Raw genomic sequence first — 25,978 nt, forward strand, 5'->3', positions numbered from 1 at the left:
AAAAGTGGCATTATGCGCGCCCCCTTATGGCAAAACTGGCATCGACCAGGTTCAGGCAGAAAGGTTATCAATGAGCTGGATTGAACGAATTAAAAGCAATATCACACCTACCCGTAAGGCGAGCATCCCTGAAGGGGTGTGGACCAAATGCGATAGCTGTGGTCAGGTTCTGTATCGCGCCGAGCTGGAGCGTAACCTCGAGGTTTGCCCGAAGTGCGATCATCACATGCGTATGTCAGCGCGTAATCGCCTGCATAGCCTGTTAGATGAAGGGTCCCTGGTAGAACTGGGAAGTGAGCTTGAGCCAAAAGACGTGCTGAAGTTCCGTGACTCTAAAAAATACAAAGATCGTCTGGCATCCGCTCAGAAAGAGACGGGTGAAAAAGATGCGCTGATCGTGATGAAAGGCACCCTGCACGGGATGCCGGTTGTCGGTGCGGCCTTTGAGTTCTCCTTTATGGGCGGCTCAATGGGTTCTGTTGTCGGTGCGCGTTTTGTCCGTGCCGTTGAACAGGCGCTGGAAGACAACTGCCCGCTGATCTGCTTCTCCGCTTCCGGCGGGGCGCGTATGCAGGAAGCGCTGATGTCCCTGATGCAGATGGCGAAAACCTCTGCGGCGCTGGCGAAAATGCAGGAACGCGGTTTACCGTATATCTCCGTGTTGACCGACCCAACCATGGGTGGCGTCTCCGCGAGCTTCGCGATGCTGGGCGACCTGAACATCGCTGAGCCAAAAGCGCTGATTGGCTTTGCTGGCCCGCGCGTAATCGAACAGACCGTTCGTGAGAAACTGCCACCGGGCTTCCAGCGCAGTGAGTTCCTCATCGAGAAGGGCGCTATCGACATGATCGTGCGCCGCCCGGAAATGCGTCTGAAGCTTGCTAGCATTCTGGCGAAGCTGATGAATCTCCCGGCACCGAACCCGGACGCGCCGCGCGAAAGCGTGGTGGTGCCACCGGTACCGGATCAGGCACCAGAGGCCTGATAGTGTAAGGGCAGGGCCGGGTGGCTCTGCCCTTTTTACTTTTATTCACCGATTCACCGTTGTTGGACGTTGCGGGCACTATGGACAAAAATCTTATTCCTCAGGCCACGTCGCCCCTGGCTACGTGGCTTTCTTATCTGGAAAACCTCCACTCAAAAACCATCGACCTCGGCCTTGAACGTGTTAGCCGCGTTGCCGGTCAGTTAGACGTGCTGCAGCCTGCGCCGTTCGTCTTTACCGTCGCCGGAACCAACGGCAAAGGCACCACCTGCCGCACGCTGGAAACTATCCTGATGGCGGCGGGCTATAAGGTAGGGGTTTACAGCTCTCCACATCTGGTGCGCTACACCGAACGGGTACGCGTGCAGGGCGCAGAGCTTGCCGAAAGCGCACATACCGCGTCATTTGCGGCGATTGAAGCCGGGCGTGGTGATACCTCACTGACCTATTTCGAATACGGCACGCTGTCGGCGCTGTGGTTGTTTAAGCAGGCAAAGCTTGACGTTGTTATCCTGGAAGTAGGCTTAGGCGGTCGTCTTGATGCCACTAACATCGTTGATGCTAACGTCGCCGTGGTAACCAGCATTGCGCTGGACCATACCGACTGGCTGGGGCCGGACCGTGAAAGCATTGGTCGTGAGAAAGCGGGCGTGTTCCGCGCTAACCGCCCTGCGGTGGTTGGTGAGCCGGATATGCCGCATACCATTGCCGACGTGGCCCATGAAAAGGGCGCACTGCTGCTGCAGCGTAACGTTGACTGGCGCTATACCGTCGAAGGCGATAGCTGGATCTTCAGCGACGCCCAGGGCGAACTGCGTAACCTGCCGTTGCCAAACGTGCCGCAGCCTAACGCCGCCACGGCGCTTGCCGCGCTGCGCGCCAGCGGGCTTGAGGTGAGTGAAGCGGTGATTCGTGAAGGCATTGCCAGCGCGATTCTGCCGGGCCGTTTCCAGACCCTCCAGCTTGAGCCACGCGTGATTCTTGATGTTGCACATAACCCGCACGCCGCGGCCTATCTTGCCGGGCGTCTCAAATCGTTGCCGAAAACTGGGCGAGTGCTGGCGGTTATTGGTATGCTGCATGATAAGGACATCGCCGGTACGCTGGCGTGTCTGGAGGACGTTGTAGATAGCTGGTACTGTGCGCCGCTCGAGGGACCTCGCGGTGCTACGGCGGAACAGCTGCGCGAGCATCTGCGTGCAGGGGCCGTCTTTACCAGCGTCGAGCAGGCGTGGCATGCCGCCATGGCTGACGCAGCGCCCGAAGATACGGTGCTGGTGTGTGGTTCGTTCCACACGGTAGCGCATGTGATGGAAGCGTTGGACGCGGGGAGTGCCGGTGGCAAGTAAGTTTCAAAACCGTCTCGTCGGGACGATAGTATTAGTTGCGCTGGGGGTCATTGTGCTGCCAGGGCTGCTTGACGGGCAAAAAAAGCATTATCAGGATGAGTTTGCGGCGATTCCGCTGGTGCCAAAACCGGGGGACCGTGATGAACCTGATATGCTGCCGACGGCAACGCAGGCGCTGCCTGCTCAGCCGCCTGAAGGGGCGGCAGAAGAGGTGAGGGCAGGCGACGCGGCAGCGCCGTCGCTGGACTCCAGCCGTCTGGCCGTTAACGGCAACGGCGATCTTGAACAGATCCCGCCGGCCGCCGAACTGCCGAAGCCAAAACCAGTAGAAAAACCGAAACCAAAACCGCAGCCTGTTGCTGAACAGGTCGCAGCAACGACGCCACCGCCGAAAGCCGCGCCGGAAGAGAAACCGGCACCGGTAGGTAAAGCGTACGTGGTGCAGCTTGGTGCATTGAAGAATGCGGATAAGGTGAACGAAATTGTGGCGAGTCTGCGTGGTGCGGGATATCACGCCTACACGTCGCCTTCGACGCCCGTTCAGGGTAAAATCACCCGTATTCTGGTCGGCCCGGATGCCTCGAAAGATAAGCTGAAAGGTTCACTTGGTGAACTGAATCGGTTGTCGGGGCTCAGCGGCGTGGTGATGGGATATACGCCGAACTAAGGCGTGGGTCTTTTCCCCTCACCCCGGCCCTCTCCCCAGAGGGGCGAGGGAGAAAGTCGGTGCCGGGCTTGTCGCCGTCTCCCAACGGTCCCCTCTCCCCTTAGGGGAGAGGGTTAGGGTGAGGGGTGTTGAACAACGCCGAAAACGACCAAAAAACGATGGCGTTGAATATTTTTTCAGCGCCATTTTTTATTTACGCCGGGGAAGGAAATCCCTACGCAAACGTTTTCTTTTTCTGTTAGAATGCGCCCGAACTGGATGACAGGGCGTAAAATCGTGGGACATATATGGTCTGGATTGATTACGCCATTATCGCGGTGCTGGGCTTATCTTGCTTGGTGAGCCTCATCCGCGGCTTTGTTCGTGAAGCATTATCGTTGGTAACATGGGGCTGTGCCTTCTACGTTGCCAGCCATTACTACACTGACCTGTCAGTCTGGTTTACGGGCTTTGAGGACGAACGGGTTCGAAATGGGATTGCTATTGCGGCGCTGTTCATCGCGACGCTCATCGTCGGCGCTATCGTCAACTTTGTGATAGGCCAGCTGGTGGAAAAGACCGGTCTGTCGGGTACAGACAGGGTATTGGGGATCTGCTTCGGCGCATTACGTGGGGTGCTGATTATCGCCGCTATCTTGTTCTTCCTTGACACCTTTACCGGGATGGCCAAAAGCGATGACTGGCAGCATTCGCAGTTTATTCCCTATTTCTCACCGGTTATCAGATGGTTTTTTGAATACCTTCAAAGCTCGTCAAGTTTCTTGCCCAAAGTATAAGCTTTGGGTCGTTGCTTAACGAGGAAAAGACGTATGTGCGGTATTGTCGGTATCGCCGGTGTCATGCCGGTAAACCAGTCGATTTATGATGCGCTAACGGTGCTGCAGCACCGTGGACAGGATGCCGCTGGCATCATCACCATTGATGCCAACAACTGCTTCCGCTTGCGTAAAGCGAACGGTCTGGTGAGCGATGTCTTTGAAGCCCGCCACATGCAGCGTATGCAGGGCAACATGGGTATTGGCCACGTGCGTTACCCAACGGCGGGCAGCTCCAGCGCCTCTGAGGCCCAGCCTTTTTACGTTAACTCCCCGTACGGCATTACGCTGGCGCATAACGGTAACCTGACCAATGCGCACGAGTTACGTCAAAAGCTGTTTGAAGAAAAACGCCGCCACATCAACACCACTTCCGATTCTGAAATCCTGCTCAATATCTTCGCGAGCGAGCTGGATAACTTCCGTCATTACCCGCTGGAAGCCGACAATATCTTCGCTGCTATCGCCGCAACCAACCGCCAGATTCGCGGTGCGTATGCCTGCGTCGCGATGATTATCGGCCACGGCATGGTGGCCTTCCGCGACCCGAACGGTATTCGTCCGCTGGTGCTGGGCAAGCGTGATATCGGCGATGGCCGCACCGAATATATGGTGGCCTCCGAAAGCGTGGCGCTGGACACCCTCGGCTTTGAATTCCTGCGCGACGTTGCGCCGGGCGAGGCGGTCTACATCACCGAAAACGGCCAGCTGTTCACCCGTCAGTGCGCTGACAACCCGGTGAGCAACCCGTGCCTGTTCGAATACGTCTACTTCGCGCGTCCAGACTCCTTTATCGACAAAATTTCCGTCTACAGCGCCCGTGTGAACATGGGTACCAAGCTCGGCGAGAAGATTGCGCGTGAATGGGAAGATCTGGATATCGACGTGGTGATTCCAATTCCGGAAACCTCCTGCGATATCGCGCTGGAAATTGCTCGTATTCTCGGTAAACCATACCGTCAGGGCTTTGTGAAAAACCGCTACGTGGGCCGTACCTTTATCATGCCGGGCCAGCAGCTGCGCCGTAAGTCCGTGCGTCGCAAGCTCAACGCTAACCGCGCTGAATTCCGCGATAAGAACGTGCTGCTGGTGGATGATTCCATCGTGCGTGGTACCACTTCTGAGCAGATTATTGAGATGGCGCGTGAAGCCGGGGCGAAGAAGGTTTATCTGGCCTCTGCGGCACCGGAAATTCGTTTCCCGAACGTCTACGGTATCGATATGCCAACCGCCACCGAACTGATTGCCCACGGGCGTGAAGTGGATGAGATTCGCCAGATCATCGGCGCCGACGGTCTTATCTTCCAGGATCTGGACGATCTGATTGACGCGGTTCGCGCGGAGAACCCGGATATTCAGCAGTTTGAATGCTCGGTATTCAACGGCGTGTACGTGACCAAAGACGTTGACCAGACCTATCTCGATTTCCTCGACTCTCTGCGCAATGACGACGCGAAAGCGGTACAGCTGCAGAATGAAGTGGAAAATTTAGAGATGCATAACGAAGGGTAAGTACGACGGTACTTTCCCGGCGTCGCTTTCGCTCGGCCGGGCTACGCACCCCACGTAGCCCGGCCGAGGCGTTTTACGCCTCGTCCACCCAAATCCGCATTTCGCCTTCGCCACGGTTGGCCCAGCTAAACCACGGGATAAAGGTTAACGTCTGCTTTTCTACCGCCGTCTGGCGATTATCAAAGCTGTAGAGCGACTTGTCCTCCTGCGCGGTCAGCACGCGTAACCCTTCCGCCTGCAACAGAATTTTACCCTTCAATACCCCCACGCCCTGAATTTCACGGAAGGCACTCTCTTTTGGCAGCGACAGGTTATGCAGTTCGCTGCCGTTATCCGCTTCTTCCAGGCAGTAGACTAGCGGCCCGCGCTGAATGGCCACTTTTCCGGCTGCATGGCGTACCAGCGGGTTGGCGTAGACGCGGCGGATGGTCATCGGCAGGTGCAGCGTAATCACGTCACCTTCCTGCCACTCACGGTGCAGATGCAGGTAACCGTTGATCGTGTTACCCACCGCCGGCTGACCGTTGACCAGCACCTTCGGCGCTTCACACCACTCCGGCAGACGCAGCGCCAGGGTGTGTTCAACCGCTTGCGGATGCGCGAAACGAATGTTCACCTCTTCATCCCACGGGTAGTTGCCTTCGATTTTGAGCGCCAGCGTCTGCTCGTTCACCGTGAACTGCGCTTCGCTACCGGCGTAGAAGTTGATGAACAGCGCATCCGGGCGCGGAGTGAAAATGTAGTGACCGATGGCGACCAGCGTGCGCGCAATATTCGGCGGGCAGCAGGCGCAGCCGAACCAGCGCTGGCGAACCGGTTTAATGTGATCGTAGATATGATTATGGGGAATGCTTTTCGGGTGCGTCTCCAATGGGTTGACGTAGAAGAAGTGCTTACCGTCCAGCGCCATCCCGCCGAGCACCGTATTGTAGAACGCCCGCTCCATCACGTCGGCGTAATGGGCGTCGCCCTCCATTTCCAGCATCCGGCGGGCGAACATCATCAGGCCAATCGAGGCGCAGCTTTCACCATAGGCGGTGTCGTTCGGCAGGTCGTAGTCGCTGGTAAACGCTTCGCCAATCCCCTGTGAACCGATGCCGCCGGTGATATACATGCGGCGCTGCACCATGTTGTCCCAGATGCGCAGACAGGTCTGGCGCTTATCTTCGTCGTGGGTCATGCGGGCGATATGCGCCAGCCCGGTCATCAGATAGACCGAGCGGACGGCGTGGCCTACTGCTTCGTGCTGTTCGGATAGCGGCTTGTGCGCATGGGTGTACGATTTGTCCTTAATCATGCCCGGCCAGGCATCGCCCCAGCCCACCCAGTGGCGAGTGCCGCCGCGTTTTTCAAACTCAATATCGTAGTAGTACGGCTGCTGACCGCGCTCTTCAACGAAGAAGCGGGCCAGTGCCTGATAGCGCGGTTCTTTTGTTACTTCATACAGACGCATCAGCGCCAGTTCAATTTCCGGATGACCCGGATAACCGCGCAGCTGATTGGGGTTGGGGCCGAAAACCGTGTCGATGTGATCGGCAAAGCGGCAGGAGATATCGAGCAGGCGGCGCTTGCCGGTGGCGTGGTAAAACGCCACCGCCGCTTCGAACAGGTGCCCGGCGCAGTAAAGCTCATGGCACTCTGCCACGTTGGTCCAACGTAAGCCCGGCTCTTTTACGGTATACCAGGTATTCAGATAACCATCTTCACACTGCGCCTGCGCCAGCAGTTCAATCACCTCATCGGCGGTCTTTTCCAGTTGGGCGTCAGGCTTCTGGCTGAGTGACCAGGCAACCGCTTCCAGCCATTTGGTGACGTCGCTGTCCTGAAAGACCATGCCATAAAAATCACCCTGCTCAATACCGGCAGCAATGCGGTAGTTTGCCAGCGCGTGGCTCGGTTCCGCCTCCGGAAGATTGTCATTCAGCGCTTCCCATTGATAAGGGATAACCACGTCGCGGATGAGGCGCTGATATTCCCCTAAAAACGGGTCGGTAATGGTGATTCGGTTCAGATCGGCTTCAATCACATCAGACTGCATCATGTTTACCTCAGGAAATGTGTGAATGGCGTTGGTGAAGGTCGGTAGAAATACGGTTCATCATTGGGCCGTTAAGACGGCACTTCAGCAGGCACATGGCGAGCACGAAGTGGAATGCGGCTGGCACCAGGCTTTGCAGCAGGGTGATGCCATGGATAGATGCTGGCGTCTGGTTCCCAAGCCCCGGCTGATAGGCCACCATAATCAGGATCAGGCTGATAATGCCGCCGGAAGAGGCCCAGGAGAGCTTGATGAAAAAGAGGTTAAAGGCGAAGTTCATCCCGGAGGAGCGTACGCCGGTTTTCCATTCGCCGTAGTCGTCGGCGAAGGCCATAATCGAGAAGTGCAGCGGCAGGGTGAAGCCCTGAATCACGCTGTTAACCGCAATGCAGACCAGCCACAGCACCTGATACTGCGGGCCAACCGGAAGGAAGTACATGCCAATCCCGAACGCGACCAGCACCAGGTTAGTCCAGTAGTAGAGACGCACCATATCAACGCGGCGAGAGAGCGGGTTGACGACGATCGCCCCGGCAATCCCGGAGATCGTGAGGATACCGAAGAACATCGACATGTACCCGGCACCGCCCTCAAGCGCGTAGGAGATGAAGTACATGTAGCCGCCGCCGCGAATACAGAGAATATTCACCAGCAGGAAAGACATGATCAGCATCATCAGCAGTTGGTCATTTTTGCGCAGACCAGCCAGGTGTTCGCGCAGGGTAAAGTTACCCGCCAGCGATAGCGGTACACGCTCTTTCACCCAGAAGAAGCACAGCAGAAATAGCACCATGCCGATGGTGCACAGCACTGTGACACCATACTGATAACCCTTCGCCAGGTTGCCCTGACCAAAGAACTCCACCATCCACGGCAGGCCGACGGAGACGAGGAAACCGGCAATGCCGCTTAACACGAAGCGCCAGGACTGGCAGGACATCACCTGATCGTGGCGGTTAGTGATGGCATTAATCAGCGCGCAGTAAGGCACGTTGTTGGCGGTATAGCCGATGGAGAGCAGGAAGTAGGTGCCGAACGCCCACGCGATTTTCATGTTCGCGCTCATGTCCGGAACGGTAAAGGTCAGGATACCGATCACGCCAAGCGGTACGGCAGTCCACAGCTGCCACGGACGAAAGCGCCCCCAGCGGCTGCGGGTACGGTCGGCAATCACCCCCATTACGGGATCGGAAACGGCATCAAAGATACGCAGGGTAAAGAACATGGCACCGACGATGGCCGGGCTTAGCCCAAAAACGTCGGTGTAGAAAAAGAGTAAAAAGCCGCTAATCAAATCTGAGATGCAATGCCCACCGGCATCGCCTAATCCATAGCCTATCTTTTCGCGGGTAGAGAGCGTCTCTCCCGCATCAACGGTCTGTACATCAGTATCCAGGTTATCAGCAATGGTCATAACCAATCCTCGAACAGGGTGTGATGATTCAAAAAGTCATTACGGCGTATCTCTGACGATTTTTAGTAAATAACTAACGGCGCTGAGCATAGATCCTGAGCGAAGTTCGGGTATATAGCGTACGTTTTAAAGGGTGAATTCGATCTTATTTTTACTATAAATAAATATTAATTAGAGGTATGTGTCACAAATTTAACTGATATTGTCGATTTAAAAGTCATTTCTGGTGGTTATTGGCGTTTTTCCGTAAGTTTGTTTAGTAAATATAAAACTTAATCTACGGACCGAAAGAGTCGCGTGGTATCCTCTGTCGGGCGTGATAGCTAACAGTCGGAAGCGAACGGAATGGCGAAGAAAATTAGAATCAAAGATATTGCCACGGCGTGCGGCGTTTCCATTGCGGCGGTCTCCCGCGCTCTGAAAGGGCAGCCGGGGCTGAGCGATGAAACGCGGCAACGTATCTTGTCGATTGCCCAGGCGGAAGGTTATGACTTTAGCCGCTTGCGCACCGGGCGTATCAAGCGGCTGATGTTTTTACTCCACCGGGAGCACAATATCGCCAGCGCGCTGCCGTTCTACTCAACGGTGATGCTGGGCGTGGCGGATGCCTGCCGGGAAAATGACATCGCTATGAGCTTTCAGCCAATTGGCCCGCAGGATTCGGTATCTGAACTGATTCAATTACACCAGCCGGATGCGCTGGTGTGCGCGGGTTACCTTGAGCCGGAAGTGCTGGCCGAACTTCGCCAGACCGCGCTGCCGGTGGCGCTGGTCGATTTATGGGCGGCGGATTTTCCCTGCGTTAACCCGGATAACTTTCACGGCGGCTTCATTGCCACGCGTCATCTGCTGGAGCAGGGGAGAACCCGTATTGCGTTTCTGGGAACGTCACAGCGCCACTACAGTATTCGTCAGCGCGTCGAGGGCTATCAGCAGGCGCTGTTTGATGCCGGGCTGACGCTTGCGCCAGAATACTGCGTTGAGGTGCCGCCGATAAAAGAGATTGAGCAGGCGCTGGTCGAAGGAATGTCTCGATTGCTGGCGCTACCACAGCCGCCGGATGCGATTTTTGCCTACAACGACGTAGCCGCGCTGGTGGCAATGCGCGAATGTGCCCGTCGGGGAATTCGCGTGCCGGAAGAGGTGGCCATCGTCGGTTTCGATGACATCGACGCTGCGGCCTGGGCCCACCCGCCGCTGACCACGGTAGCGGTCGATAAACGTGAACTGGGGCGCGATGCCTTCCAGTTACTGATGAACGATGAAAGTGAACGTAACCTGCTGCTACCGGTTAGGCTGGTGGCGCGCGGCAGTTCGGTGACGGATAGCGACGCGTTGCGGTTGCGTCTGGCACCGTAATCCGGCAAAGTTTGCCCCATTATGGCTACAGGACGGTCCGTGTGAAACGACTCATCATTGGTATTTCCGGCGCAAGCGGCGCTATTTACGGCGTGCGCCTGTTGCAGGTGCTGCAAACCGTGGCGGACGTCGAAACGCATCTGGTGATGAGTCAGGCGGCAAGACAGACGCTGGCGCTGGAGACGGACTTCTCTGTGCGTGAGGTTCAGGCGCTGGCGGACGTGGTGCACGATGCGCGCGATATTGCCGCTAGCATCTCTTCCGGTTCGTTCAAAACTGCCGGTATGGTTATCCTGCCGTGCTCGATAAAAACGCTCTCCGGCATTGTGAACAGCTATACCGATGGCCTGCTGACCCGCGCCGCTGACGTGGTGCTCAAAGAGCGCCGCCCGCTGGTGCTGTGCGTGCGCGAAACGCCGCTGCATTTAGGCCATCTTCGCCTGATGACTCAGGCAGCGGAAATCGGCGCGGTGATCATGCCGCCGGTGCCAGCGTTTTATCATCGCCCACAAACGCTGGACGACGTGATTAACCAGACCGTTAACCGCGTACTCGATCTGTTTGATATCACCCTGCCTGAAGATCTCTTTACCCGCTGGACCGGCGCATAGCGCTGCGCCACCCTTGTGCATGATGTCGCTTTTGCCCTGTTTCAGGGCAATTGTGTAACACCGATCAAATCCTCGATATTTAATCATCCCGTTTGCACTTTTGTGCTCGATTTATACGCTGTGGCTGATATCTTTCCTGATGATCACCTCTCGTTATCTTTTTGTTAACATTTTTAACATTGTGGGGTTTCGCAACGTTAAAAATGGCACGGAAGATGCAGAGTAGGTTTTGCAAACACAACACAACATAACTATTAGCAGTTAACGACATCACGGTTTAATAGGGGAAAGTATGAAAAAGACGGTTCTGGCTCTCTCTTTGCTGCTGGGTCTCAGCAGCGCCTCCAGCGTATTTGCCGCACTGCCACAGAGCATCCGCATCGGTACCGATACCACCTACGCACCGTTCTCATCGAAAGATGCCAAAGGCGATTTTATTGGCTTTGATATCGATCTGGGCAACGAGATGTGTAAACGCGCCAGCATCAAGTGTACCTGGGTTGGCAGCGATTTTGACGCGCTGATCCCCTCACTGAAGGCGAAGAAAATTGACGCGATTATCTCTTCGCTGTCGATCACCGAAAAGCGCCAGCAGGAGATTGCCTTCTCCAACAAGCTGTACGCGGCAGACTCCCGCCTGATTGCCGCTAAAGGCTCCTCGGTTAAACCGACGTTGGACGGGCTGAAAGGCAAGCACATCGGCGTGCTTCAGGGTTCTACCCAGGAAGCTTACGCCAATGAAAACTGGCGCAGCAAAGGCGTGGACGTGGTGGCCTATCAAAACCAGGATCTGATCTATGCAGACCTGGCCGCAGGCCGTCTGGACGCGGCATTGCAGGATGAAGTCGCCGCCAGCGAAGGCTTCCTGAAACAGTCTGCCGGTAAAGATTTTGAGTTTGCTGGCCCGTCAGTTAAAGACAAAAAGTACTTTGGTGACGGCACCGGCGTTGGGCTGCGTAAAGATGACGTCGAGCTGAAAGCGGCGTTCGATAAAGCGTTAGCGGAACTGCGCGCGGACGGCACCTACGACAAGATGGCGAAGAAGTATTTTAACTTCAACGTCTACGGCGACTAACCGGTCGCATGTATCATCGTGGTGCATATATTTGCCCTTGCACCACGATGGTGCGTTTTTTGTTCGAAAGTTGCGCGAGGTTGCATAATTAAGCATTTTAAATGAGAAAAAAGCCAGCCTGAAGGGCAGAATGCTTTGCCTTGAAGGGCCGAAAGATGGCACGATAACTGCTCAGATTATTTCTAAAAAACACACAAGAATCACAGCTTGTAGAGGATGATATGAAAAAACTGGCGTTGTCTTTTTCTCTGGTATTAGCGCTTGCTTCTGCATCAAGCGCATTTGCAGCAATCCCGCAAAAAGTGCGTATCGGTACTGACCCAACGTATGCACCGTTCGAATCAAAGAATGCACAGGGTGAATTAGTGGGTTTCGACATTGATCTGGCAAAAGAGCTGTGTAAGCGCATCCAGGCACAATGTACCTTCGTGGAAAACCCGCTGGACGCCCTGATCCCCTCGCTGAAAGCGAAGAAAATCGATGCCATCATGTCCTCGCTGTCGATCACCGAAAAACGTCAGCAGGAAATCGCCTTTACCGACAAACTCTATGCCGCTGACTCCCGTCTGGTGGTGAAAAAAGGTTCTCCAATTACGCCAGACCTCGCCACGCTGAAAGGCAAGCGCGTGGGCGTACTGCAGGGTACCACTCAGGAGACGTACGGTAACGAACACTGGGCGCCGAAAGGTATTGAAATTGTCTCCTACCAGGGACAGGACAATATCTATTCTGACCTGACCGCTGGCCGTATTGACGCCGCGTTCCAGGACGAAGTGGCGGCGAGTGAAGGTTTCCTGAAGCAGCCTATCGGTAAAGACTACCAGTTCGGCGGCCCGTCCATTAAAGACGTGAAGCTGTTCGGTGTAGGTACCGGTATGGGTCTGCGTAAAGACGATACCGAGCTGCTGAACGCGCTGAACAAAGCGTTTGCTGACATGCGTGCCGACGGCACCTACGACAAGCTGGCGAAGAAGTACTTCGATTTTAACGTTTACGGCGAGTAATCATCACGAGTAACCCACCGTTTTGCACGCACAAAACGGTGGGCGTAAAGACAGGACTGGCAGCATGCTGTACGGGTTTTCACAGGTAATTTTTCAGGGCGCTCTTGTCACCCTTGAGCTGGCTATCAGCTCAGTGGTTCTTGCCGTGCTTATAGGTCTGGTAGGCGCGGGAGCGAAGCTCTCCCGAAATCGCGTACTGGCGTTAATTTTTGAGGGCTACACCACGCTGATTCGTGGCGTGCCAGACTTGGTGCTGATGCTGCTGATTTTCTACGGGCTGCAGATGGCGCTCAACGTGCTGACCGATGCGCTCGGGCTGGCGCAGTTTGATATCGACCCGATGATCGCCGGTATCATCACCCTTGGTTTTATCTACGGCGCTTATTTCACCGAAACCTTCCGCGGCGCGTTTATGGCGGTGCCAAAAGGTCATATTGAAGCCGCGACGGCTTTTGGCTTCACCGGGGCACAAACCTTCCGTCGTATTCTGTTTCCCGCGATGATGCGCTATGCGCTGCCGGGCATTGGCAATAACTGGCAGGTTATCCTCAAAGCGACCGCGCTGGTCTCGCTGCTGGGTCTGGAAGATGTGGTTAAAGCGACCCAACTTGCCGGAAAAAGCACCTGGGAACCGTTCTACTTTGCTATCGTCTGTGGCTTGATTTATCTGCTGTTTACTACCGTTTCCAATGGCGTGTTGCTGCTGCTCGAACGCCGCTACTCCGTGGGCGTGAAGAGGGCTGACCTGTGATTGAGATCATTCAGGAGTATTGGAAAGCGCTGCTGTGGACCGACGGTTATCGTTTTACCGGCGTGGCGATTACCCTATGGCTGCTGGTGCTGTCGGTGGTGATGGGCGGCGTGTTAGCGCTGTTTCTGGCTATTGCTCGCGTCTCCAGCAATAAATACATCAAATTCCCGGTCTGGCTGTTTACCTATATTTTCCGCGGTACGCCGCTCTACGTGCAGCTACTGGTGTTCTATTCCGGCATGTATACGCTGGAAATCGTCAAAGGCACGGAGCTGTTAAACGCCTTCTTCCGCAGCGGCCTGAACTGTACGGTGCTGGCCTTAACGTTAAATACCTGCGCCTATACCACCGAAATTTTTGCCGGGGCAATTCGCTCGGTTCCGGCGGGAGAAGTGGAAGCCGCGCGCGCCTATGGTTTCTCGTCGTTTAAGCTTTATCGCTGCATCATTCTGCCATCGGCGCTGCGCATTGCGCTGCCAGCTTACAGCAATGAAGTTATCCTGATGCTGCATTCGACGGCGCTGGCGTTTACCGCCACCGTGCCTGACTTGCTGAAGATTGCGCGCGATATTAACTCGGCGACCTATCAACCCTTTACCGCCTTCGGCATTGCGGCGGTGCTCTATCTGGCCATCTCTTATGTACTGATTAGTCTGTTCCGCAAAGCGGAAAAGCGCTGGCTACAGCACATGAAACCGTCTTCTACGCACTGAGAATATGATGTCTGATAAAAAACTAAACGTAATCGACCTGCACAAACGCTATGGCGAGCACGAGGTGCTGAAGGGCGTGTCGCTGCAGGCTAACGCCGGGGATGTGATAAGCATCATCGGCTCTTCCGGTTCCGGCAAGAGTACCTTTTTGCGCTGCATTAACTTCCTTGAGAAGCCAAGTGAAGGCACCATTATCGTCAATGGCGAGAATATTGGCCTGGTGCGTGATAACGACGGCCAACTGAAGGTGGCGGATAAAAACCAGCTTCGCCTGCTGCGTACGCGCCTGACGATGGTGTTTCAGCACTTCAACCTGTGGAGCCACATGACGGTGCTGGAAAACGTGATGGAAGCGCCGATTCAGGTGCTGGGCCTGAGCAAGCAGGAAGCGCGCGATCGCGCGGTGAAATACCTGACGAAAGTCGGTATTGATGAACGCCAGCAGGGCAAATACCCGGTGCACCTGTCCGGTGGCCAGCAGCAGCGCGTTTCCATCGCCCGTGCGCTGGCGATGGAGCCGGAAGTGCTGCTGTTTGATGAACCCACTTCAGCGCTTGACCCTGAGCTGGTGGGCGAGGTGCTGCGCATTATGCAGAAGCTGGCGGAAGAGGGGAAAACCATGGTGGTAGTGACCCACGAAATGGGCTTTGCTCGCCATGTGTCATCGCACGTGATTTTCCTGCATCAGGGCAAAATTGAGGAAGAGGGCAACCCAGAAGAGGTGTTTGGTAATCCGAAAAGCCCACGCCTGCAGCAGTTCCTGAGCGGCGCATTAAAGTAAGCTTCACTCGCCCTCACGCGTGCGTGGGGGCGTTTTCCCGCCGATAGACCCAGTCATCGTAATCTTTGCCGTTCAGCCTATAGGCTTTTGTCAGCACCTGCGTGCGGATAAAACCGTGCTTTTCCAGCAGCCTTGCCGAACTTTGATTATCGCCCAGTACCCAGGCATTAATGGCCCATAGACCAAGTTGTTGAAAGCCATAATCGCATATTGCACGGAGCGCCTCGCTGGCAAACCCTTTGCCTTGCGCCTCTGGCAATAGCGCGTAGCCAACGTCCGCTTCGTGGGGATTTTTACTGCTGATCTGCAGCCCTATATCGCCAAGCGGCATACCGTTTTCATCGCGGATAACAAAGATCGCGGGGGAGTTGCAGCGTAGGGCAAAAATTGCACGTATCGCTGCTTCCTCCAGCATTTCCCCCATAAACTGCATTACCTCATGATTTTGTCGCAGTTGAAGGAAGAAGGGCCAGTCGCTGTCATTAAAGGGAGAAAGCCGTAGTCGCCGGGTGGTGAGGGTTACCATTTTCCTATGCCATTAAGCCAAATCTGAGGCTGTACTTTAGCACTCGAGATGATGGAATAGTACGGAATTAGCCACTGAAGGCGGTCGTGTGTTCCAGACGCTGGAAATAGTGCAATACCATTTTGCTCTCCTGAGAGGCGCGAAGCTGGAGTGCCAGGTTCAGGCTATCCAACGTGCGGGCATGCGCAACCATTGGTGAAGTCTCGGCGATGCGACCCTCCGTCACCAGCCATTGCACGACCGTCTGCCACCGCCAAAGCGGGGAGTTACCCTTGACGCGTTGAATGGGTGCGGGAAACTGACCGCCGCCGCGAGCGCCGTCTTTAAGCAGTGAAATCGCCTGGCGGGAGACGCCGGTGAGTTCGGCGATATCGCTAAGCCCGACCAGGGTCGAGTCGACCGATTCGACCCGCGCATTGAGTGAGGGGGCGGATTCGATGTCGCGAATGGCGGAAAGAATGGCCTGCTCCAGTGTGTCGCTTTCCCGGTCAAAATCGAGATAGACCGCCGTCCCGTAAAAGCAGATCAGTGCATCATCGCAATGTGCATGATAGAACGCCTCTTCAAGATTTGGCGTGCTGCGACTGACGCCCGATAGCGTCAGCGTGAAGTTAAATAATGGCATTCCGTTTCTCCCTTGCTCTACGAATGTTTGGGCTGGCAGCGATCGACCATGCGCATGATTTGCCGTGCGTGATGCAGCGGTACGGCAGGTGTCGACCATATGCTCATCATATGATCCCGATGCTCAGCCGTGCCGCACTGCAACCGACCAAAACAATGGGCGCTTCTACCGCTGGTGATAAACAACCAACCACGTTGTAGCGCGTAATCAATGGCCGCCCTGATATGCTTATCTGGATGTTCCTTCATCAATGTTTCCCGCAGAGTATCGATATTTTGTTGACAAGTGTCAACGGTAAGTTGACGTAATAATGTGCATTGGGCTGTTATGACAAAGCGGGAGGTAACGCGTTGGAATCGGCTTCACGTTTGTTTCAGAGGGATATGTGCTCGATGACCGAATTGCGTGGCGAATTCCAGAAGTGGGGAAAAGCACGGTGATAGCCAGACGCCACCACCGTCGTATGAACTTAGTGGGCGAGAATATCGCCCAACGCCTCATCTAAATCGTACCAGCGAAACGCGAACCCGGCGGCTTCAAGCCGTTTGGGGAGCGCGCGCTGTCCGCCTAACACCAGCACCGAGGATTCGCCCATCAGCAGGCGTATCACGGTGGCGGGAACGCGAAGAATGGCCGGGCGATTGAGCGCCTGACCCAGCGCATGGGAAAACTGCTCGTTGTGCACTGGGTAGGGTGAAACCATGTTGAAAGGCCCGCGCAAATCGTTATCCAGCAGCCAGAGAATGCCGTTGACCATATCATCGATATGGATCCATGCCAGGTACTGTCGGCCGTTGCCGATAGGGCCACCGAGACCGAGTCTGAAAGGTGGCAGTAGTTTAGCGAGGATGCCGCCTTTCGGCGCCAGAACCACGCCGGTGCGCAGCAGACAGACGCGGGTGTGTTCGCTCTGCGCCGTGCAGGCTATCTGCTCCCAGCGCGCGCACAGTTTATGGGTAAACTCGTTATGCGGTGGCTCCTCTTCCGTCACCACGACCTCGCCGAGGTCGCCGTAATAGCCGGTGGCCGAGCCAGAAATCAGCACCGAAGGGGGCGTCGCGCTCGCCTGAATCAAATCGCTGATTCGCTGGGTGATGCCCCAGCGGCTGTCGCACAGTTTCTGCTTTTGCTGCGCCGTCCAGCGTTTGTCGGCGATGGGTTCGCCGGCAAGATTGATAACGGCGTCAATGCCGTCGAGCGATGACATGTTCTGTAGCCCAGGCCACAGCTCAACGCGTGGGTCGAGCGTCTGGCGGGCCTTTTCCGGGGAGCGGGTCACCACGCAGACCGTGTGCCCGAGCGTCAGTAAACGCGCAACTAAATGGCGGCCAATCAGCCCGGTACCGCCGGTAATCAGAATTTTCATGCCACCTCCCGAAGGGAGCGCTTAGCGTTGCCAGCTCAGGGTAATGGATACCGAATCGGCGTAGCGCAGCGCGTGAACTTTATCGACTTCCACTTCAGCATAAGTGACCCAGTGATGTTCGCGTGCGATATCGAGCACATCCTGAGTTAATTTTTCCAGTAAAGAGAAGCGGTTATTCTCTACGTGACGAATAATGCTCTTGGTAATGGTGCGATAGTTCAGCGCGTCGTTAATATCTTCGCTGCTGCGTGACTTTTCCGCCGGGTAGCGAATTTCAAGATTGATAACCACGTCCTGGCGGTTGGCAATCTCCTCTTCCTTAATGCCGATAAACGTACGCAGGCGTAAATTTTTGATGCGAATGATGGCGTCAGACTGAGACATTGCAGGTGTTCTCCGTAATTTTTGTTTTCCTGTGCATCATACACTAAAGCATCTTTATCGCGGCAGGGTCTGGCGCGCGTTCAGTTCGTGCGCCAGTTCAACAAACGCGCGCAGTGCCGGGAGCACATGCCGGTGCCCCGGATAATAAAGGCGCAGGCCGCCAAAGGTTGGGCACCATTCATCCAGGACGCTGACCAGTTTGCCGCTGCGGAGTTCGTCCTGAATAAACCATTCCGAAATAAAGGCCAGCCCCAGTCCAGCCAGCGCCGCGCGATGGATGGCCTGCATCTCGCTGACAACGATCCGTGGTGGGATATTCACGGTAAATTTTTGCTGATGGTGCTCCAGTTCCCAGTGGTAAACGCCGCCATGTGACATGCGCATGCCGATGCTCTGATGCTGCTGGAGGTCGTCAGGTGAACGCGGTGTGCCGTAGCGTGCGAAATAGTCCGGCGAGCCGACAATTAGCATCCGCGCGTCTGGCGTCAGGGCGACGGCAATCATATCCTGCGGGACGGACTCGGCGAGACGAATACCCGCGTCAAATCCCTCTGACACGATGTCGATAAGCCGTGACTCGGTGGTGATATCCAGGCGCATCTGCGGGTAGCGCTGCAGATAGGTATCAAACAGCCGGAACAGCAACGACACACATTCACGCGGGGCGTTGATGCGTAGCGTCCCGGTCGGATTTCCCGGCTCGGTGGCAATCTCCTCGGCGGCACGTTGTATTTCCGCCAGTGCCGGAGCGATACGCGCCACGTAGCGCTGGCCCTGTTCCGTTAGCGCGACGCTGCGGGTGGTACGGTTAAAAAGCCGAACGTTAAGCCGTGACTCCAGCCCGGCGACGGCGTTGCTGACGGCTGTCGCCGACATTCCCAACTCGCGCGCGGCGGCGCGAAAGCTTTGCTGACGGGTGACGGCAAGGACGATTTCAAGTTCGGTAAGGCCGCTGCGGTGCATGATTGTTCCGATTTTCGTGACAGGTCGTCCATATTATACCCTCTTATCGTAACGATGCGCGGCTCCTATACTGCACGACATCCCACGATGAAAGGACCGAATCATGCTGCACATCAACCAGATTTATATCAACGGCGAGTTTGTTACCCCACACGGCAGCGAGCTTTTTGACCTGTTTAACCCAGCAACCGAAACGGTGATTGGCCAGGTGCGGCTGGCGGATGAAGAGGACACCCTGCGTGCCATTGCCGCCGCGAAAGCCGCGTTCCCGGCCTGGTCGCAGACCACGCGTGAAGAACGTATTGCTGTGCTGGAAAGAATGTACCTCGCGGTACAGGCGCGAGAAGCGGACCTGCTGGAAGCGCTTATCACCGAATACGGCGCGCCATCGGCACGCGCACACTGGATGGCGGCCTGGCCGGCGCAGACCATTCGCTGCGCCATCGATGCGCTGACACAATTTAGCTTTGAAGAGCGGGTAGGCCGCGCCAAAGTGGTGATGATGCCGGTCGGTGTTGCTGGGCTGATTACGCCGTGGAACAGCGATGCTGGATTTATCTGCAATAAGCTGGCGACCGCGATGGCTTCTGGCTGTACTGCGGTTATCAAACCGAGTGAAATGAGCGCCTGGCAGACGCAGATTGTCACCGAAGCGCTGCACGCCGCGCAGATTCCGGCGGGCGTGTTTAACATTGTCACCGGGCGGGGCGAGGTGGTGGGCGACACCATCAATCACCATCCCGACATCGCCAAAATCTCCTTTACCGGTTCGACGGCGGTGGGAAAACACATTGTAGAAAGCGGTGCTCGCACGCTTAAGCGCGTCACGCTGGAGTTGGGTGGCAAATCACCGACCGTGATCCTCGATGATGCGGACGTGAAGACGGCGGTACATCTGGCGCTGGAGGCCGGGTTTATGAATAGCGGGCAGGCGTGCATCGCCGGGACTCGAATCCTGGTTCCCGCTTCTCGTCAGGCTGAGTTCGAACAGGCGTTTATCGAGGCGGTTAGCGGGTTCACCACCGGCGACCCACGAGACAGCCAGACGGTGATTGGCCCGATGGTCAGCCAGAAACAGTGGCTGCGCGTGCAGGGCTATATCCAACTGGGCCAGCAGGAAGGGGCGCGAATTCTGGTCGGCGGAGAGGGGCGTATTGCGGGTCAGCAAAAAGGCTGGTACGTGAAGCCGACCATTTTTACCGATGTGAACAACCAGATGCGTATCGCCCGCGAAGAGATCTTTGGACCGGTTCTGGTGATTATCCCTTATCACGACGAGGCGGAAGCGCTGGCGATTGCTAACGATACTGACTACGGGCTTAACGCTATGGTGCTGAGCGGCTCACGCGAACGCGGTGAGGCGCTGGCGCTGCGGATTGAATCCGGCCGAGTGATGGTCAATACGCTTGAACATGAGCCGCTGGCGCCGTTTGGCGGCGTGAAACAGTCCGGTCTGGGCCGTGAGATGGGCAAATGGGGGATGCAGGCCTATCTGGAACCGAAAACGCTGGTGGTTGGCTGATTGCAAAATCCTCATGTTGCGGGCAAGTGACATCGCCCGCCAGACAGGCTATGTTGACAGCATGTTAGATGGACGCGTTCTGCGTCCATCGTTCGTGCATCTCCTGCCCGTGATTGAGGACGCTATGAGCCAGCCTGTGATAACGCTTTGGTCTGATTCCGATTTTTTCTCGCCCTACGTGATGTCCGTCTACGTTGCCCTGCAGGAAAAGGGGCTGCCGTTTACCCTCAAAACCGTCAATCTCGGCCTTGGCGAACACCTCCAGCCGGGCTGGCGCGGTTACTCTGCTACCCGTCGCGTGCCGCTGCTGGATGTTGATGGCTTTGAGCTCAGCGAATCCTCCGCGATAACCGAATACCTTGATGAACGCTTTGCGCCGCCAGAGTGGGAGCGTTTGTATCCTCACGACCTGCAAAAACGCGCCCGTGCGCGCCAGATTCAGGCGTGGCTGCGCAGCGACCTGATGCCCATTCGTGAGGAGCGATCTACGGCGGTGATTTTTGCCGGAGAGAAAAAAGCACCTTTGACCGAAGCAGGACGCAAAAGCGCGGCTAAACTGTTTGACACCGCCAGCGCATTACTGGTTGATGAGCGGCCTAATCTTTTTGGCGAGTGGTGTATTGCCGATACTGACCTGGCGCTAATGATTAATCGTCTGGTGCTGAACGGTGACGATGTTCCGGAACGTCTCGCCGACTACGCCACGTTCCAGTGGCAGCGGGCTTCCGTGCAGCGCTATGTTGCTCTTTCGGCAAAACGCACAGGCTGAAAAAAGTGTGAAAATCCATTATGATGGCAAGGTTATCATTGTGGGGAATTGACTCATGAAACTGATGTTTGCATCGGATATTCACGGCTCGCTACCGGCTACCGAACGCGTGCTGGCGCGGTTTGCCGAGAGCGGCGCGCGCTGGCTGATTATTCTGGGTGATGTGCTGAACCACGGGCCGCGCAATGCGCTACCGGAAGGCTATGCCCCGGCGCAGGTGGCAGAGCGACTGAACACCATAGCCGATCGTATTATTGCGGTGCGCGGCAACTGCGATAGCGAAGTTGACCAGATGCTGCTTTCGTTTCCCATCACTGCGTCCTGGCAACAGGTGCTCACCGATTCACAGCGCCTATTTCTGACCCACGGCCATCTTTATCATCCTGATAATCTGCCGCCACTGTCGGCTGGAGATGTACTGGCGTATGGTCATACCCACCTGCCGGTGGCAGAAAAACGCGGCGACATATTCTTATTTAACCCCGGTTCGGTTAGCATTCCCAAAGGCGGTTTTGCCGCAAGCTATGGGATGCTTGACGAGGGTAGGCTGCAGGTTTTCGCACTCAATGATCAACAGGTTATTGCAGAGGTTGCCATTAACCCGTAAGTTACCCATCAATCATAAAACGCGCCGTAAGAGCGCTTTCAATTTAAGGTTTACGGATGGTCGAGCAGAATCATTTGGCAAGCACGGAATGGGTCGATATTGTCAACGAAGACAATGAGGTCATCGCGCAAGCGAGCCGTGAGCAGATGCGCGCGCAGTGTCTGCGGCACCGGGCAACCTATATCGTCGTCCACGACGGTATGGGCAACATTCTGGTGCAGCGCCGTACGGAGACGAAAGACTATCAGCCGGGTAAGCTGGATGCCACCGCTGGGGGTGTTGTTCAGGCTGATGAACCGCTGCTGGAGTCTGCTCGCCGCGAAGCGGAAGAAGAGTTGGGTATTGCTGGCGTACCGTTTGCCGATCACGGGCAGTTCTACTTTGAAGATAAGCACTGTCGCGTTTGGGGAAGCCTGTTCAGCTGTGTTTCTCACGGGCCATTCGCGCTACAGGAAGAAGAAGTGAGCGAAGTTCGCTGGATGACGCCGGAAGAGATCACCGCGCGCTGCGATGAGTTTACCGACGACTCGCTGAAGGCGCTGGCGCTGTGGATGACCCGCAATGCCAACAACGAAGCCCACGTTGAAGAGGAAGCGGAATAAGCGCGGCTAAACACCAGATACAAAAAATCCGGAGCGGTTTCCCGTCTCCGGATTTTTTTTGCCTTTAAACCACCCGCGAACGGGTGGCCTAAGGATTACTGCTGCTGTGAAGACTGGATCGCGGTCAAAGCGATGGTGTAGACGATATCGTCTACCAGCGCGCCACGAGACAGGTCGTTCACCGGCTTGCGCATACCCTGCAGCATCGGCCCGATGGAGATCAGGTCGGCAGAACGCTGTACCGCTTTGTAGGTGGTGTTACCGGTGTTCAGATCCGGGAAGATGAACACGGTAGCGCGACCTGCAACCGGAGAGTTCGGCGCTTTGGATTTCGCTACGTCAGCCATTACCGCAGCATCGTACTGCAGCGGGCCGTCGATCATCAGGTCAGGACGTTTTTCCTGTGCCAGACGAGTTGCTTCGCGAACTTTCTCTACGTCGCTACCTGCACCAGAGGTACCGGTGGAGTAGGAGAGCATCGCAACGCGTGGTTCGATACCGAAGGCAATCGCGGATTCAGCGGACTGAATAGCGATTTCTGCCAGCTGCTCTGCAGTTGGGTCCGGGTTGATCGCGCAGTCGCCGTAAACATAAACCTGTTCTGGCAGCAGCATGAAGAACACGGAGGACACCAGAGAGCTGCCCGGAGCAGTTTTAATAAGCTGCAGCGGTGGACGAATGGTGTTCGCAGTGGTGTGAACGGCACCGGAAACCAGACCGTCAACGTCGTCCTGTTCCAGCATCAGGGTACCGAGAACCACGTTGTCTTCCAGCTGTTCGCGGGCAACGGTTTCGGTCATGCCTTTGTTCTTACGCAGTTCGACCAGGCGAGCAACGTAGCTTTCGCGAACCACTTCTGGGTCAACGATTTCAACGCCAGCGCCCAGTTCAACGCCCTGAGACGCTGCAACGCGGGTGATTTCGTCTGGGTTACCCAGCAGTACGCAGGTTGCAATACCGCGTTCAGCACAGATAGCAGCCGCTTTCACGGTACGTGGTTCGTCGCCTTCTGGCAGAACAACGCGTTTGCCGGCTTTACGCGCCAGCTCGGTCAGCTGGTAGCGGAACGCTGGTGGAGACAGACGACGGCTGTGTTCGGAAGTTGCGGTCAGGGAATCGATCCACTCTGGATTGATAAAGTTCGCCACGTATTCCTGAACTTTCTCGATGCGCTCGCGGTCATCAACCGGAACTTCCAGGTTGAAGCTCTGCAGGCTCAGAGAGGTCTGCCAGGTGTTGGTGTTCACCATGAATACTGGCAGTCCGGTTTCGAATGCACGTTCGCACAGCTTAGTGATGCGCGCGTCCATTTCGTAGCCGCCGGTCAGCAGCAGGGCACCGATTTCCACGCCGTTCATTGCGGCGAGGCACGCTGCAACCAGAACGTCAGGACGGTCTGCGGAAGTGACCAGCAGGGAACCTGCACGGAAGTGCTCCAGCATGTGCGGGATACTGCGTGCGCAGAAGGTGACGGATTTCACGCGACGAGTGTTGATGTCGCCTTCGTTGATCACGGTCGCATTCAGGTGGCGCGCCATATCGATAGCACGAGTGGCGATCAGATCGAAGCTCCATGGTACCGCGCCGAGAACAGGCAGGGTGCTGGAGGTTTTCAGCTGGTCGGCATCGATTTTAACAACTTTCGCTTTGGAAGAGTCGTCGAAGATCTCGGACAGATCTGGGCGAGTACGGCCCTGTTCATCAACCGGTGCGTTCAGTTTGTTAACGATAACGCCGGTGATGTTGGTGTTTTTCGCGCCGCCGAAGCTGTTACGAGTCAGTTCAATACGCTCGTTCAGCTGTTCTGGGGTGTCGGTGCCCTGAGACATAACGAAGACGATTTCCGCGTTCAGCGTTTTCGCGATTTCGTAGTTCAGAGACTGAGCAAACTGGTGTTTACGGGTTGGGACCAGGCCTTCAACCAGAACCACTTCAGCATCTTTGGTGTTCGCGTGGTAGTTAGCGATGATCTCTTCCATCAGCACATCTTTCTGATTGCTGGAGAGCAGGGCTTCTACGTGGCTCATCTTCAGCGGTTCAGCTGCCGTCGTGGTAGATGAGTTCGCGCGAACGATAGTGGTGGTCTGGTCAGGCGCATCGCCACCGGTGCGTGGCTGAGCGATTGGCTTAAAGACGCTCAGACGAACGCCTTTGCGTTCCATAGCACGGATAACGCCAAGGCTGACGCTGGTCAGGCCGACGCTGGTTCCGGTAGGGATCAGCATAATAATACGGGACACGGTTTATCCTCTTTCGTTACCGCCAGTTTCAGGCGGGATACAAAACAGCACCGCCAGCTAGGCTGGCGGTGTGATATTAGGCAGTCAGACGGCTCGCGTCTTGTGCGATGACCAGTTCTTCGTTGGTCGGGATAACGATGGCAGGACGGGTGCCTTCTTTGTTGATGAAGCCAGACTTGCCGAAACGGGCTGCCAGGTTACGTTCGTGATCAACTTCGAAGCCCAGAACGCCCAGTTTGCCCAGGGACAGTTCACGAACCATTGCCGCGTTTTCACCGATACCACCGGTGAAGATAACTGCGTCCAGACGACCTTCCATCAGCGCAGTGTAAGAACCGATGTATTTCGCCAGACGGTGGCAGTAAACGTCCATTGCACGTTTAGCGTCAGCTTTTTCTTTGTAGTTATCTTCTACATAACGGCAGTCGCTGGTCACTTCGGTCAGACCCAGCAGGCCAGACTCTTTGGTCAGCATCTTGTTGATCTGGTCGATGCTCATGCCCAGAGTGTCATGCAGGTGGAAAATGATGGCTGGGTCGATGTCGCCAGAGCGAGTACCCATTACCAGACCTTCCAGTGGGGTCAGACCCATGGAGGTATCAACACATTTACCGTTACGGATAGCAGAAACAGAACCACCGTTGCCCAGGTGACAAGTGATGATGTTCACTTCTTCAACCGGCTTGTTCAGTACTTTAGCGGCTTCCTGAGTCACATAGAAGTGGCTGGTGCCGTGTGCGCCGTAGCGACGTACGCCGTGCTCTTTGTACAGGCTGTACGGCAGAGCATAAAGGTAAGATTCTTCCGGCATGGTCTGATGGAACGCGGTGTCGAACACAGCAACGTTCTTGTCTTTCAGGTTAGGGAAGGATTTCAGCGCTTCAGCGATACCGATCAGGTGAGCCGGGTTGTGCAGCGGTGCGAAGGACGCAGAGTCTTTGATGCCCTGGATTACGGAATCGTCGATCACAACGGAGCTAGTGTACTTCTCGCCGCCGTGTACGATACGGTGGCCGATAGCGGTCAGCTGAGCGGACAGTTCTGGTTTTTGTGCCAGAATAGTATTAACGATGAAGTTCAGCGCTTCACTGTGAGCGGCGCCTGCACCTAAAGCGGCCTCTTGTTTACCGCCATCCATTTTCCACTTGATACGTGCTTCTGGAAGATGGAAACATTCGGCTAAACCAGAGAGGTATTCTTCACCGTTAACTGCATCAATGATGGCAAATTTCAGGGAGGAGCTACCGCAGTTCAGAACCAGTACTAACTTACTCGACATGGAAGTACCTATTTATGATAC

At 55.7% G+C, this 25,978-nt stretch carries 26 protein-coding genes; 16 read left to right on the plus strand and 10 right to left on the minus strand.

Going from position 1 to position 25,978, the window contains the following annotated elements; translation table 11 throughout:
* The first annotated feature begins 70 nt into the window (after positions 1-70).
* The 5 genes from accD (at position 71) to purF (ending at position 5,328) form a co-directional block, all read left to right on the plus strand.
* Positions 71-985 (plus strand): acetyl-CoA carboxylase, carboxyltransferase subunit beta, encoded by a 915-nt coding sequence (gene accD, locus HII27_RS04480; protein ID WP_185666779.1) that lies wholly within the window; start codon positions 71-73, stop codon positions 983-985.
* Positions 986-1,065: 80 nt separating this feature from the next.
* On the plus strand, positions 1,066-2,334 hold the full coding sequence (folC, locus tag HII27_RS04485) for a bifunctional tetrahydrofolate synthase/dihydrofolate synthase (protein ID WP_185666780.1): 1,269 nt from the start codon (positions 1,066-1,068) through the stop codon (positions 2,332-2,334).
* Positions 2,324-3,001: a cell division protein DedD gene (gene dedD, locus HII27_RS04490; RefSeq protein WP_185666781.1), complete on the plus strand. Its 678-nt coding sequence runs from the start codon at positions 2,324-2,326 to the stop codon at positions 2,999-3,001. Before folC ends, dedD begins: the two co-directional genes overlap by 11 nt.
* Before the next feature lie 287 nt (positions 3,002-3,288).
* Positions 3,289-3,777, plus strand: a complete 489-nt coding sequence (gene cvpA, locus HII27_RS04495) for a colicin V production protein (protein WP_185666782.1) — start codon at positions 3,289-3,291, stop codon at positions 3,775-3,777.
* A gap of 33 nt (positions 3,778-3,810) precedes the next feature.
* Positions 3,811-5,328, plus strand: a complete 1,518-nt coding sequence (purF, locus tag HII27_RS04500; protein ID WP_185666783.1) for an amidophosphoribosyltransferase — start codon at positions 3,811-3,813, stop codon at positions 5,326-5,328.
* A 73-nt stretch (positions 5,329-5,401) separates the two neighbouring features.
* Here purF and HII27_RS04505 read toward each other — a convergent pair whose 3' ends face one another.
* Together HII27_RS04505 and HII27_RS04510 are read right to left on the minus strand one after the other, a co-directional pair.
* Positions 5,402-7,369, minus strand: coding sequence for a glycoside hydrolase family 127 protein (locus HII27_RS04505; protein WP_185666784.1), 1,968 nt, complete (start codon positions 7,367-7,369; stop codon positions 5,402-5,404).
* Positions 7,370-7,376: 7 nt separating this feature from the next.
* Positions 7,377-8,780 carry an MFS transporter gene (locus HII27_RS04510; protein ID WP_185666785.1) on the minus strand — a complete coding sequence of 468 codons (1,404 nt, stop codon included), beginning with the start codon at positions 8,778-8,780 and terminating at the stop codon, positions 7,377-7,379.
* A gap of 345 nt (positions 8,781-9,125) precedes the next feature.
* Here HII27_RS04510 and HII27_RS04515 point away from each other — a divergent pair, with 345 nt between their 5' ends.
* From HII27_RS04515 to hisP, 7 genes are all read left to right on the plus strand, one after another.
* Positions 9,126-10,139 carry a LacI family DNA-binding transcriptional regulator gene (locus HII27_RS04515; protein WP_185666786.1) on the plus strand — a complete coding sequence of 338 codons (1,014 nt, stop codon included), beginning with the start codon at positions 9,126-9,128 and terminating at the stop codon, positions 10,137-10,139.
* A 41-nt stretch (positions 10,140-10,180) separates the two neighbouring features.
* The gene (locus HII27_RS04520) at positions 10,181-10,750 is read left to right on the plus strand and encodes a UbiX family flavin prenyltransferase (RefSeq protein ID WP_185666787.1); all 570 of its coding nucleotides are present in this window, start codon (positions 10,181-10,183) and stop codon (positions 10,748-10,750) included.
* A 292-nt stretch (positions 10,751-11,042) separates the two neighbouring features.
* Complete coding sequence (argT, locus tag HII27_RS04525) at positions 11,043-11,825, plus strand: lysine/arginine/ornithine ABC transporter substrate-binding protein ArgT (protein ID WP_185666788.1); 783 nt, start codon at positions 11,043-11,045, stop codon at positions 11,823-11,825.
* Between the two features lie 221 nt (positions 11,826-12,046).
* Entirely contained in the window at positions 12,047-12,829 is a 783-nt protein-coding gene (hisJ, locus tag HII27_RS04530) for a histidine ABC transporter substrate-binding protein HisJ (protein WP_035892515.1), read from the plus strand.
* A 64-nt stretch (positions 12,830-12,893) separates the two neighbouring features.
* On the plus strand, positions 12,894-13,580 hold the full coding sequence (locus HII27_RS04535; protein ID WP_185666789.1) for a histidine ABC transporter permease HisQ: 687 nt from the start codon (positions 12,894-12,896) through the stop codon (positions 13,578-13,580).
* Positions 13,577-14,293, plus strand: coding sequence for an ABC transporter permease (locus HII27_RS04540; protein ID WP_185666790.1), 717 nt, complete (start codon positions 13,577-13,579; stop codon positions 14,291-14,293). The genes HII27_RS04535 and HII27_RS04540 overlap by 4 nt, the downstream gene beginning before the upstream one ends.
* A 7-nt stretch (positions 14,294-14,300) precedes the next feature.
* A complete protein-coding gene (gene hisP / locus HII27_RS04545) occupies positions 14,301-15,074 on the plus strand; it encodes a histidine ABC transporter ATP-binding protein HisP (protein ID WP_185666791.1) in 774 nt (257 codons plus the stop codon).
* A gap of 13 nt (positions 15,075-15,087) precedes the next feature.
* Here the strand turns inward: hisP and HII27_RS04550 are convergent, their stop codons facing one another.
* The 6 genes from HII27_RS04550 to HII27_RS04575 all read right to left on the minus strand — a co-directional run bounded on the left by HII27_RS04550 (position 15,088) and on the right by HII27_RS04575 (position 18,938).
* On the minus strand, positions 15,088-15,600 hold the full coding sequence (locus HII27_RS04550) for a GNAT family N-acetyltransferase (protein WP_185666792.1): 513 nt from the start codon (positions 15,598-15,600) through the stop codon (positions 15,088-15,090).
* A gap of 67 nt (positions 15,601-15,667) precedes the next feature.
* Positions 15,668-16,225 (minus strand): helix-turn-helix transcriptional regulator, encoded by a 558-nt coding sequence (locus HII27_RS04555; RefSeq protein WP_185666793.1) that lies wholly within the window; start codon positions 16,223-16,225, stop codon positions 15,668-15,670.
* Between the two features lie 17 nt (positions 16,226-16,242).
* Positions 16,243-16,473: a hypothetical protein gene (locus HII27_RS04560; RefSeq protein ID WP_185666794.1), complete on the minus strand. Its 231-nt coding sequence runs from the start codon at positions 16,471-16,473 to the stop codon at positions 16,243-16,245.
* A 221-nt stretch (positions 16,474-16,694) separates the two neighbouring features.
* On the minus strand, positions 16,695-17,591 hold the full coding sequence (locus HII27_RS04565) for a TIGR01777 family oxidoreductase (RefSeq protein WP_185666795.1): 897 nt from the start codon (positions 17,589-17,591) through the stop codon (positions 16,695-16,697).
* Between the two features lie 21 nt (positions 17,592-17,612).
* Positions 17,613-17,975, minus strand: coding sequence for a dihydroneopterin triphosphate 2'-epimerase (gene folX / locus HII27_RS04570; RefSeq protein WP_185666796.1), 363 nt, complete (start codon positions 17,973-17,975; stop codon positions 17,613-17,615).
* Between the two features lie 54 nt (positions 17,976-18,029).
* Entirely contained in the window at positions 18,030-18,938 is a 909-nt protein-coding gene (locus HII27_RS04575; protein WP_185666797.1) for a LysR family transcriptional regulator, read from the minus strand.
* A 103-nt stretch (positions 18,939-19,041) separates the two neighbouring features.
* On the opposite strand from HII27_RS04575, the gene HII27_RS04580 reads away from it, so the two are divergent.
* The 4 genes from HII27_RS04580 (at position 19,042) to yfcD (ending at position 22,438) form a co-directional block, all read left to right on the plus strand.
* Positions 19,042-20,460, plus strand: coding sequence for an aldehyde dehydrogenase family protein (locus HII27_RS04580; RefSeq protein WP_185666798.1), 1,419 nt, complete (start codon positions 19,042-19,044; stop codon positions 20,458-20,460).
* Positions 20,461-20,584: 124 nt separating this feature from the next.
* Positions 20,585-21,229 carry a glutathione transferase gene (gene yfcF / locus HII27_RS04585; RefSeq protein WP_185666799.1) on the plus strand — a complete coding sequence of 215 codons (645 nt, stop codon included), beginning with the start codon at positions 20,585-20,587 and terminating at the stop codon, positions 21,227-21,229.
* 55 nt (positions 21,230-21,284) lie between these two features.
* Entirely contained in the window at positions 21,285-21,836 is a 552-nt protein-coding gene (gene yfcE, locus HII27_RS04590) for a phosphodiesterase (RefSeq protein ID WP_185666800.1), read from the plus strand.
* A 56-nt stretch (positions 21,837-21,892) separates the two neighbouring features.
* On the plus strand, positions 21,893-22,438 hold the full coding sequence (gene yfcD, locus HII27_RS04595; protein WP_185666801.1) for an NUDIX hydrolase YfcD: 546 nt from the start codon (positions 21,893-21,895) through the stop codon (positions 22,436-22,438).
* 95 nt (positions 22,439-22,533) lie between these two features.
* Here yfcD and pta read toward each other — a convergent pair whose 3' ends face one another.
* Together pta and ackA are read right to left on the minus strand one after the other, a co-directional pair.
* Positions 22,534-24,678: a phosphate acetyltransferase gene (gene pta / locus HII27_RS04600; RefSeq protein WP_185666802.1), complete on the minus strand. Its 2,145-nt coding sequence runs from the start codon at positions 24,676-24,678 to the stop codon at positions 22,534-22,536.
* Positions 24,679-24,754: 76 nt separating this feature from the next.
* On the minus strand, positions 24,755-25,957 hold the full coding sequence (ackA, locus tag HII27_RS04605; RefSeq protein WP_035892493.1) for an acetate kinase: 1,203 nt from the start codon (positions 25,955-25,957) through the stop codon (positions 24,755-24,757).
* Positions 25,958-25,978 lie beyond the last annotated feature (21 nt).

It is taken from the genome of Kluyvera sichuanensis (assembly GCF_014218705.1).
Taxonomy (GTDB): domain Bacteria; phylum Pseudomonadota; class Gammaproteobacteria; order Enterobacterales; family Enterobacteriaceae; genus Kluyvera; species Kluyvera sichuanensis.

Bases quoted from the DNA above. Each gene is read 5' to 3' on its own strand.
- accD (WP_185666779.1), top strand. From the start codon at position 71: ATGAGCTGGATTGAACGAATTAAAAGCAATATCACACCTACCCGTAAG.
- folC (WP_185666780.1), top strand. From the start codon at position 1,066: ATGGACAAAAATCTTATTCCTCAGGCCACGTCGCCCCTGGCTACGTGG.
- cvpA (WP_185666782.1), top strand. From the start codon at position 3,289: ATGGTCTGGATTGATTACGCCATTATCGCGGTGCTGGGCTTATCTTGC.
- purF (WP_185666783.1), top strand. From the start codon at position 3,811: ATGTGCGGTATTGTCGGTATCGCCGGTGTCATGCCGGTAAACCAGTCG.
- HII27_RS04505 (WP_185666784.1), bottom strand. From the start codon at position 7,369: ATGATGCAGTCTGATGTGATTGAAGCCGATCTGAACCGAATCACCATT.
- HII27_RS04510 (WP_185666785.1), bottom strand. From the start codon at position 8,780: ATGACCATTGCTGATAACCTGGATACTGATGTACAGACCGTTGATGCG.
- HII27_RS04515 (WP_185666786.1), top strand. From the start codon at position 9,126: ATGGCGAAGAAAATTAGAATCAAAGATATTGCCACGGCGTGCGGCGTT.
- argT (WP_185666788.1), top strand. From the start codon at position 11,043: ATGAAAAAGACGGTTCTGGCTCTCTCTTTGCTGCTGGGTCTCAGCAGC.
- hisJ (WP_035892515.1), top strand. From the start codon at position 12,047: ATGAAAAAACTGGCGTTGTCTTTTTCTCTGGTATTAGCGCTTGCTTCT.
- HII27_RS04535 (WP_185666789.1), top strand. From the start codon at position 12,894: ATGCTGTACGGGTTTTCACAGGTAATTTTTCAGGGCGCTCTTGTCACC.
- hisP (WP_185666791.1), top strand. From the start codon at position 14,301: ATGTCTGATAAAAAACTAAACGTAATCGACCTGCACAAACGCTATGGC.
- HII27_RS04550 (WP_185666792.1), bottom strand. From the start codon at position 15,600: ATGGTAACCCTCACCACCCGGCGACTACGGCTTTCTCCCTTTAATGAC.
- HII27_RS04555 (WP_185666793.1), bottom strand. From the start codon at position 16,225: ATGCCATTATTTAACTTCACGCTGACGCTATCGGGCGTCAGTCGCAGC.
- HII27_RS04560 (WP_185666794.1), bottom strand. From the start codon at position 16,473: ATGAAGGAACATCCAGATAAGCATATCAGGGCGGCCATTGATTACGCG.
- HII27_RS04565 (WP_185666795.1), bottom strand. From the start codon at position 17,591: ATGAAAATTCTGATTACCGGCGGTACCGGGCTGATTGGCCGCCATTTA.
- folX (WP_185666796.1), bottom strand. From the start codon at position 17,975: ATGTCTCAGTCTGACGCCATCATTCGCATCAAAAATTTACGCCTGCGT.
- HII27_RS04575 (WP_185666797.1), bottom strand. From the start codon at position 18,938: ATGCACCGCAGCGGCCTTACCGAACTTGAAATCGTCCTTGCCGTCACC.
- HII27_RS04580 (WP_185666798.1), top strand. From the start codon at position 19,042: ATGCTGCACATCAACCAGATTTATATCAACGGCGAGTTTGTTACCCCA.
- yfcF (WP_185666799.1), top strand. From the start codon at position 20,585: ATGAGCCAGCCTGTGATAACGCTTTGGTCTGATTCCGATTTTTTCTCG.
- yfcE (WP_185666800.1), top strand. From the start codon at position 21,285: ATGAAACTGATGTTTGCATCGGATATTCACGGCTCGCTACCGGCTACC.
- yfcD (WP_185666801.1), top strand. From the start codon at position 21,893: ATGGTCGAGCAGAATCATTTGGCAAGCACGGAATGGGTCGATATTGTC.
- ackA (WP_035892493.1), bottom strand. From the start codon at position 25,957: ATGTCGAGTAAGTTAGTACTGGTTCTGAACTGCGGTAGCTCCTCCCTG.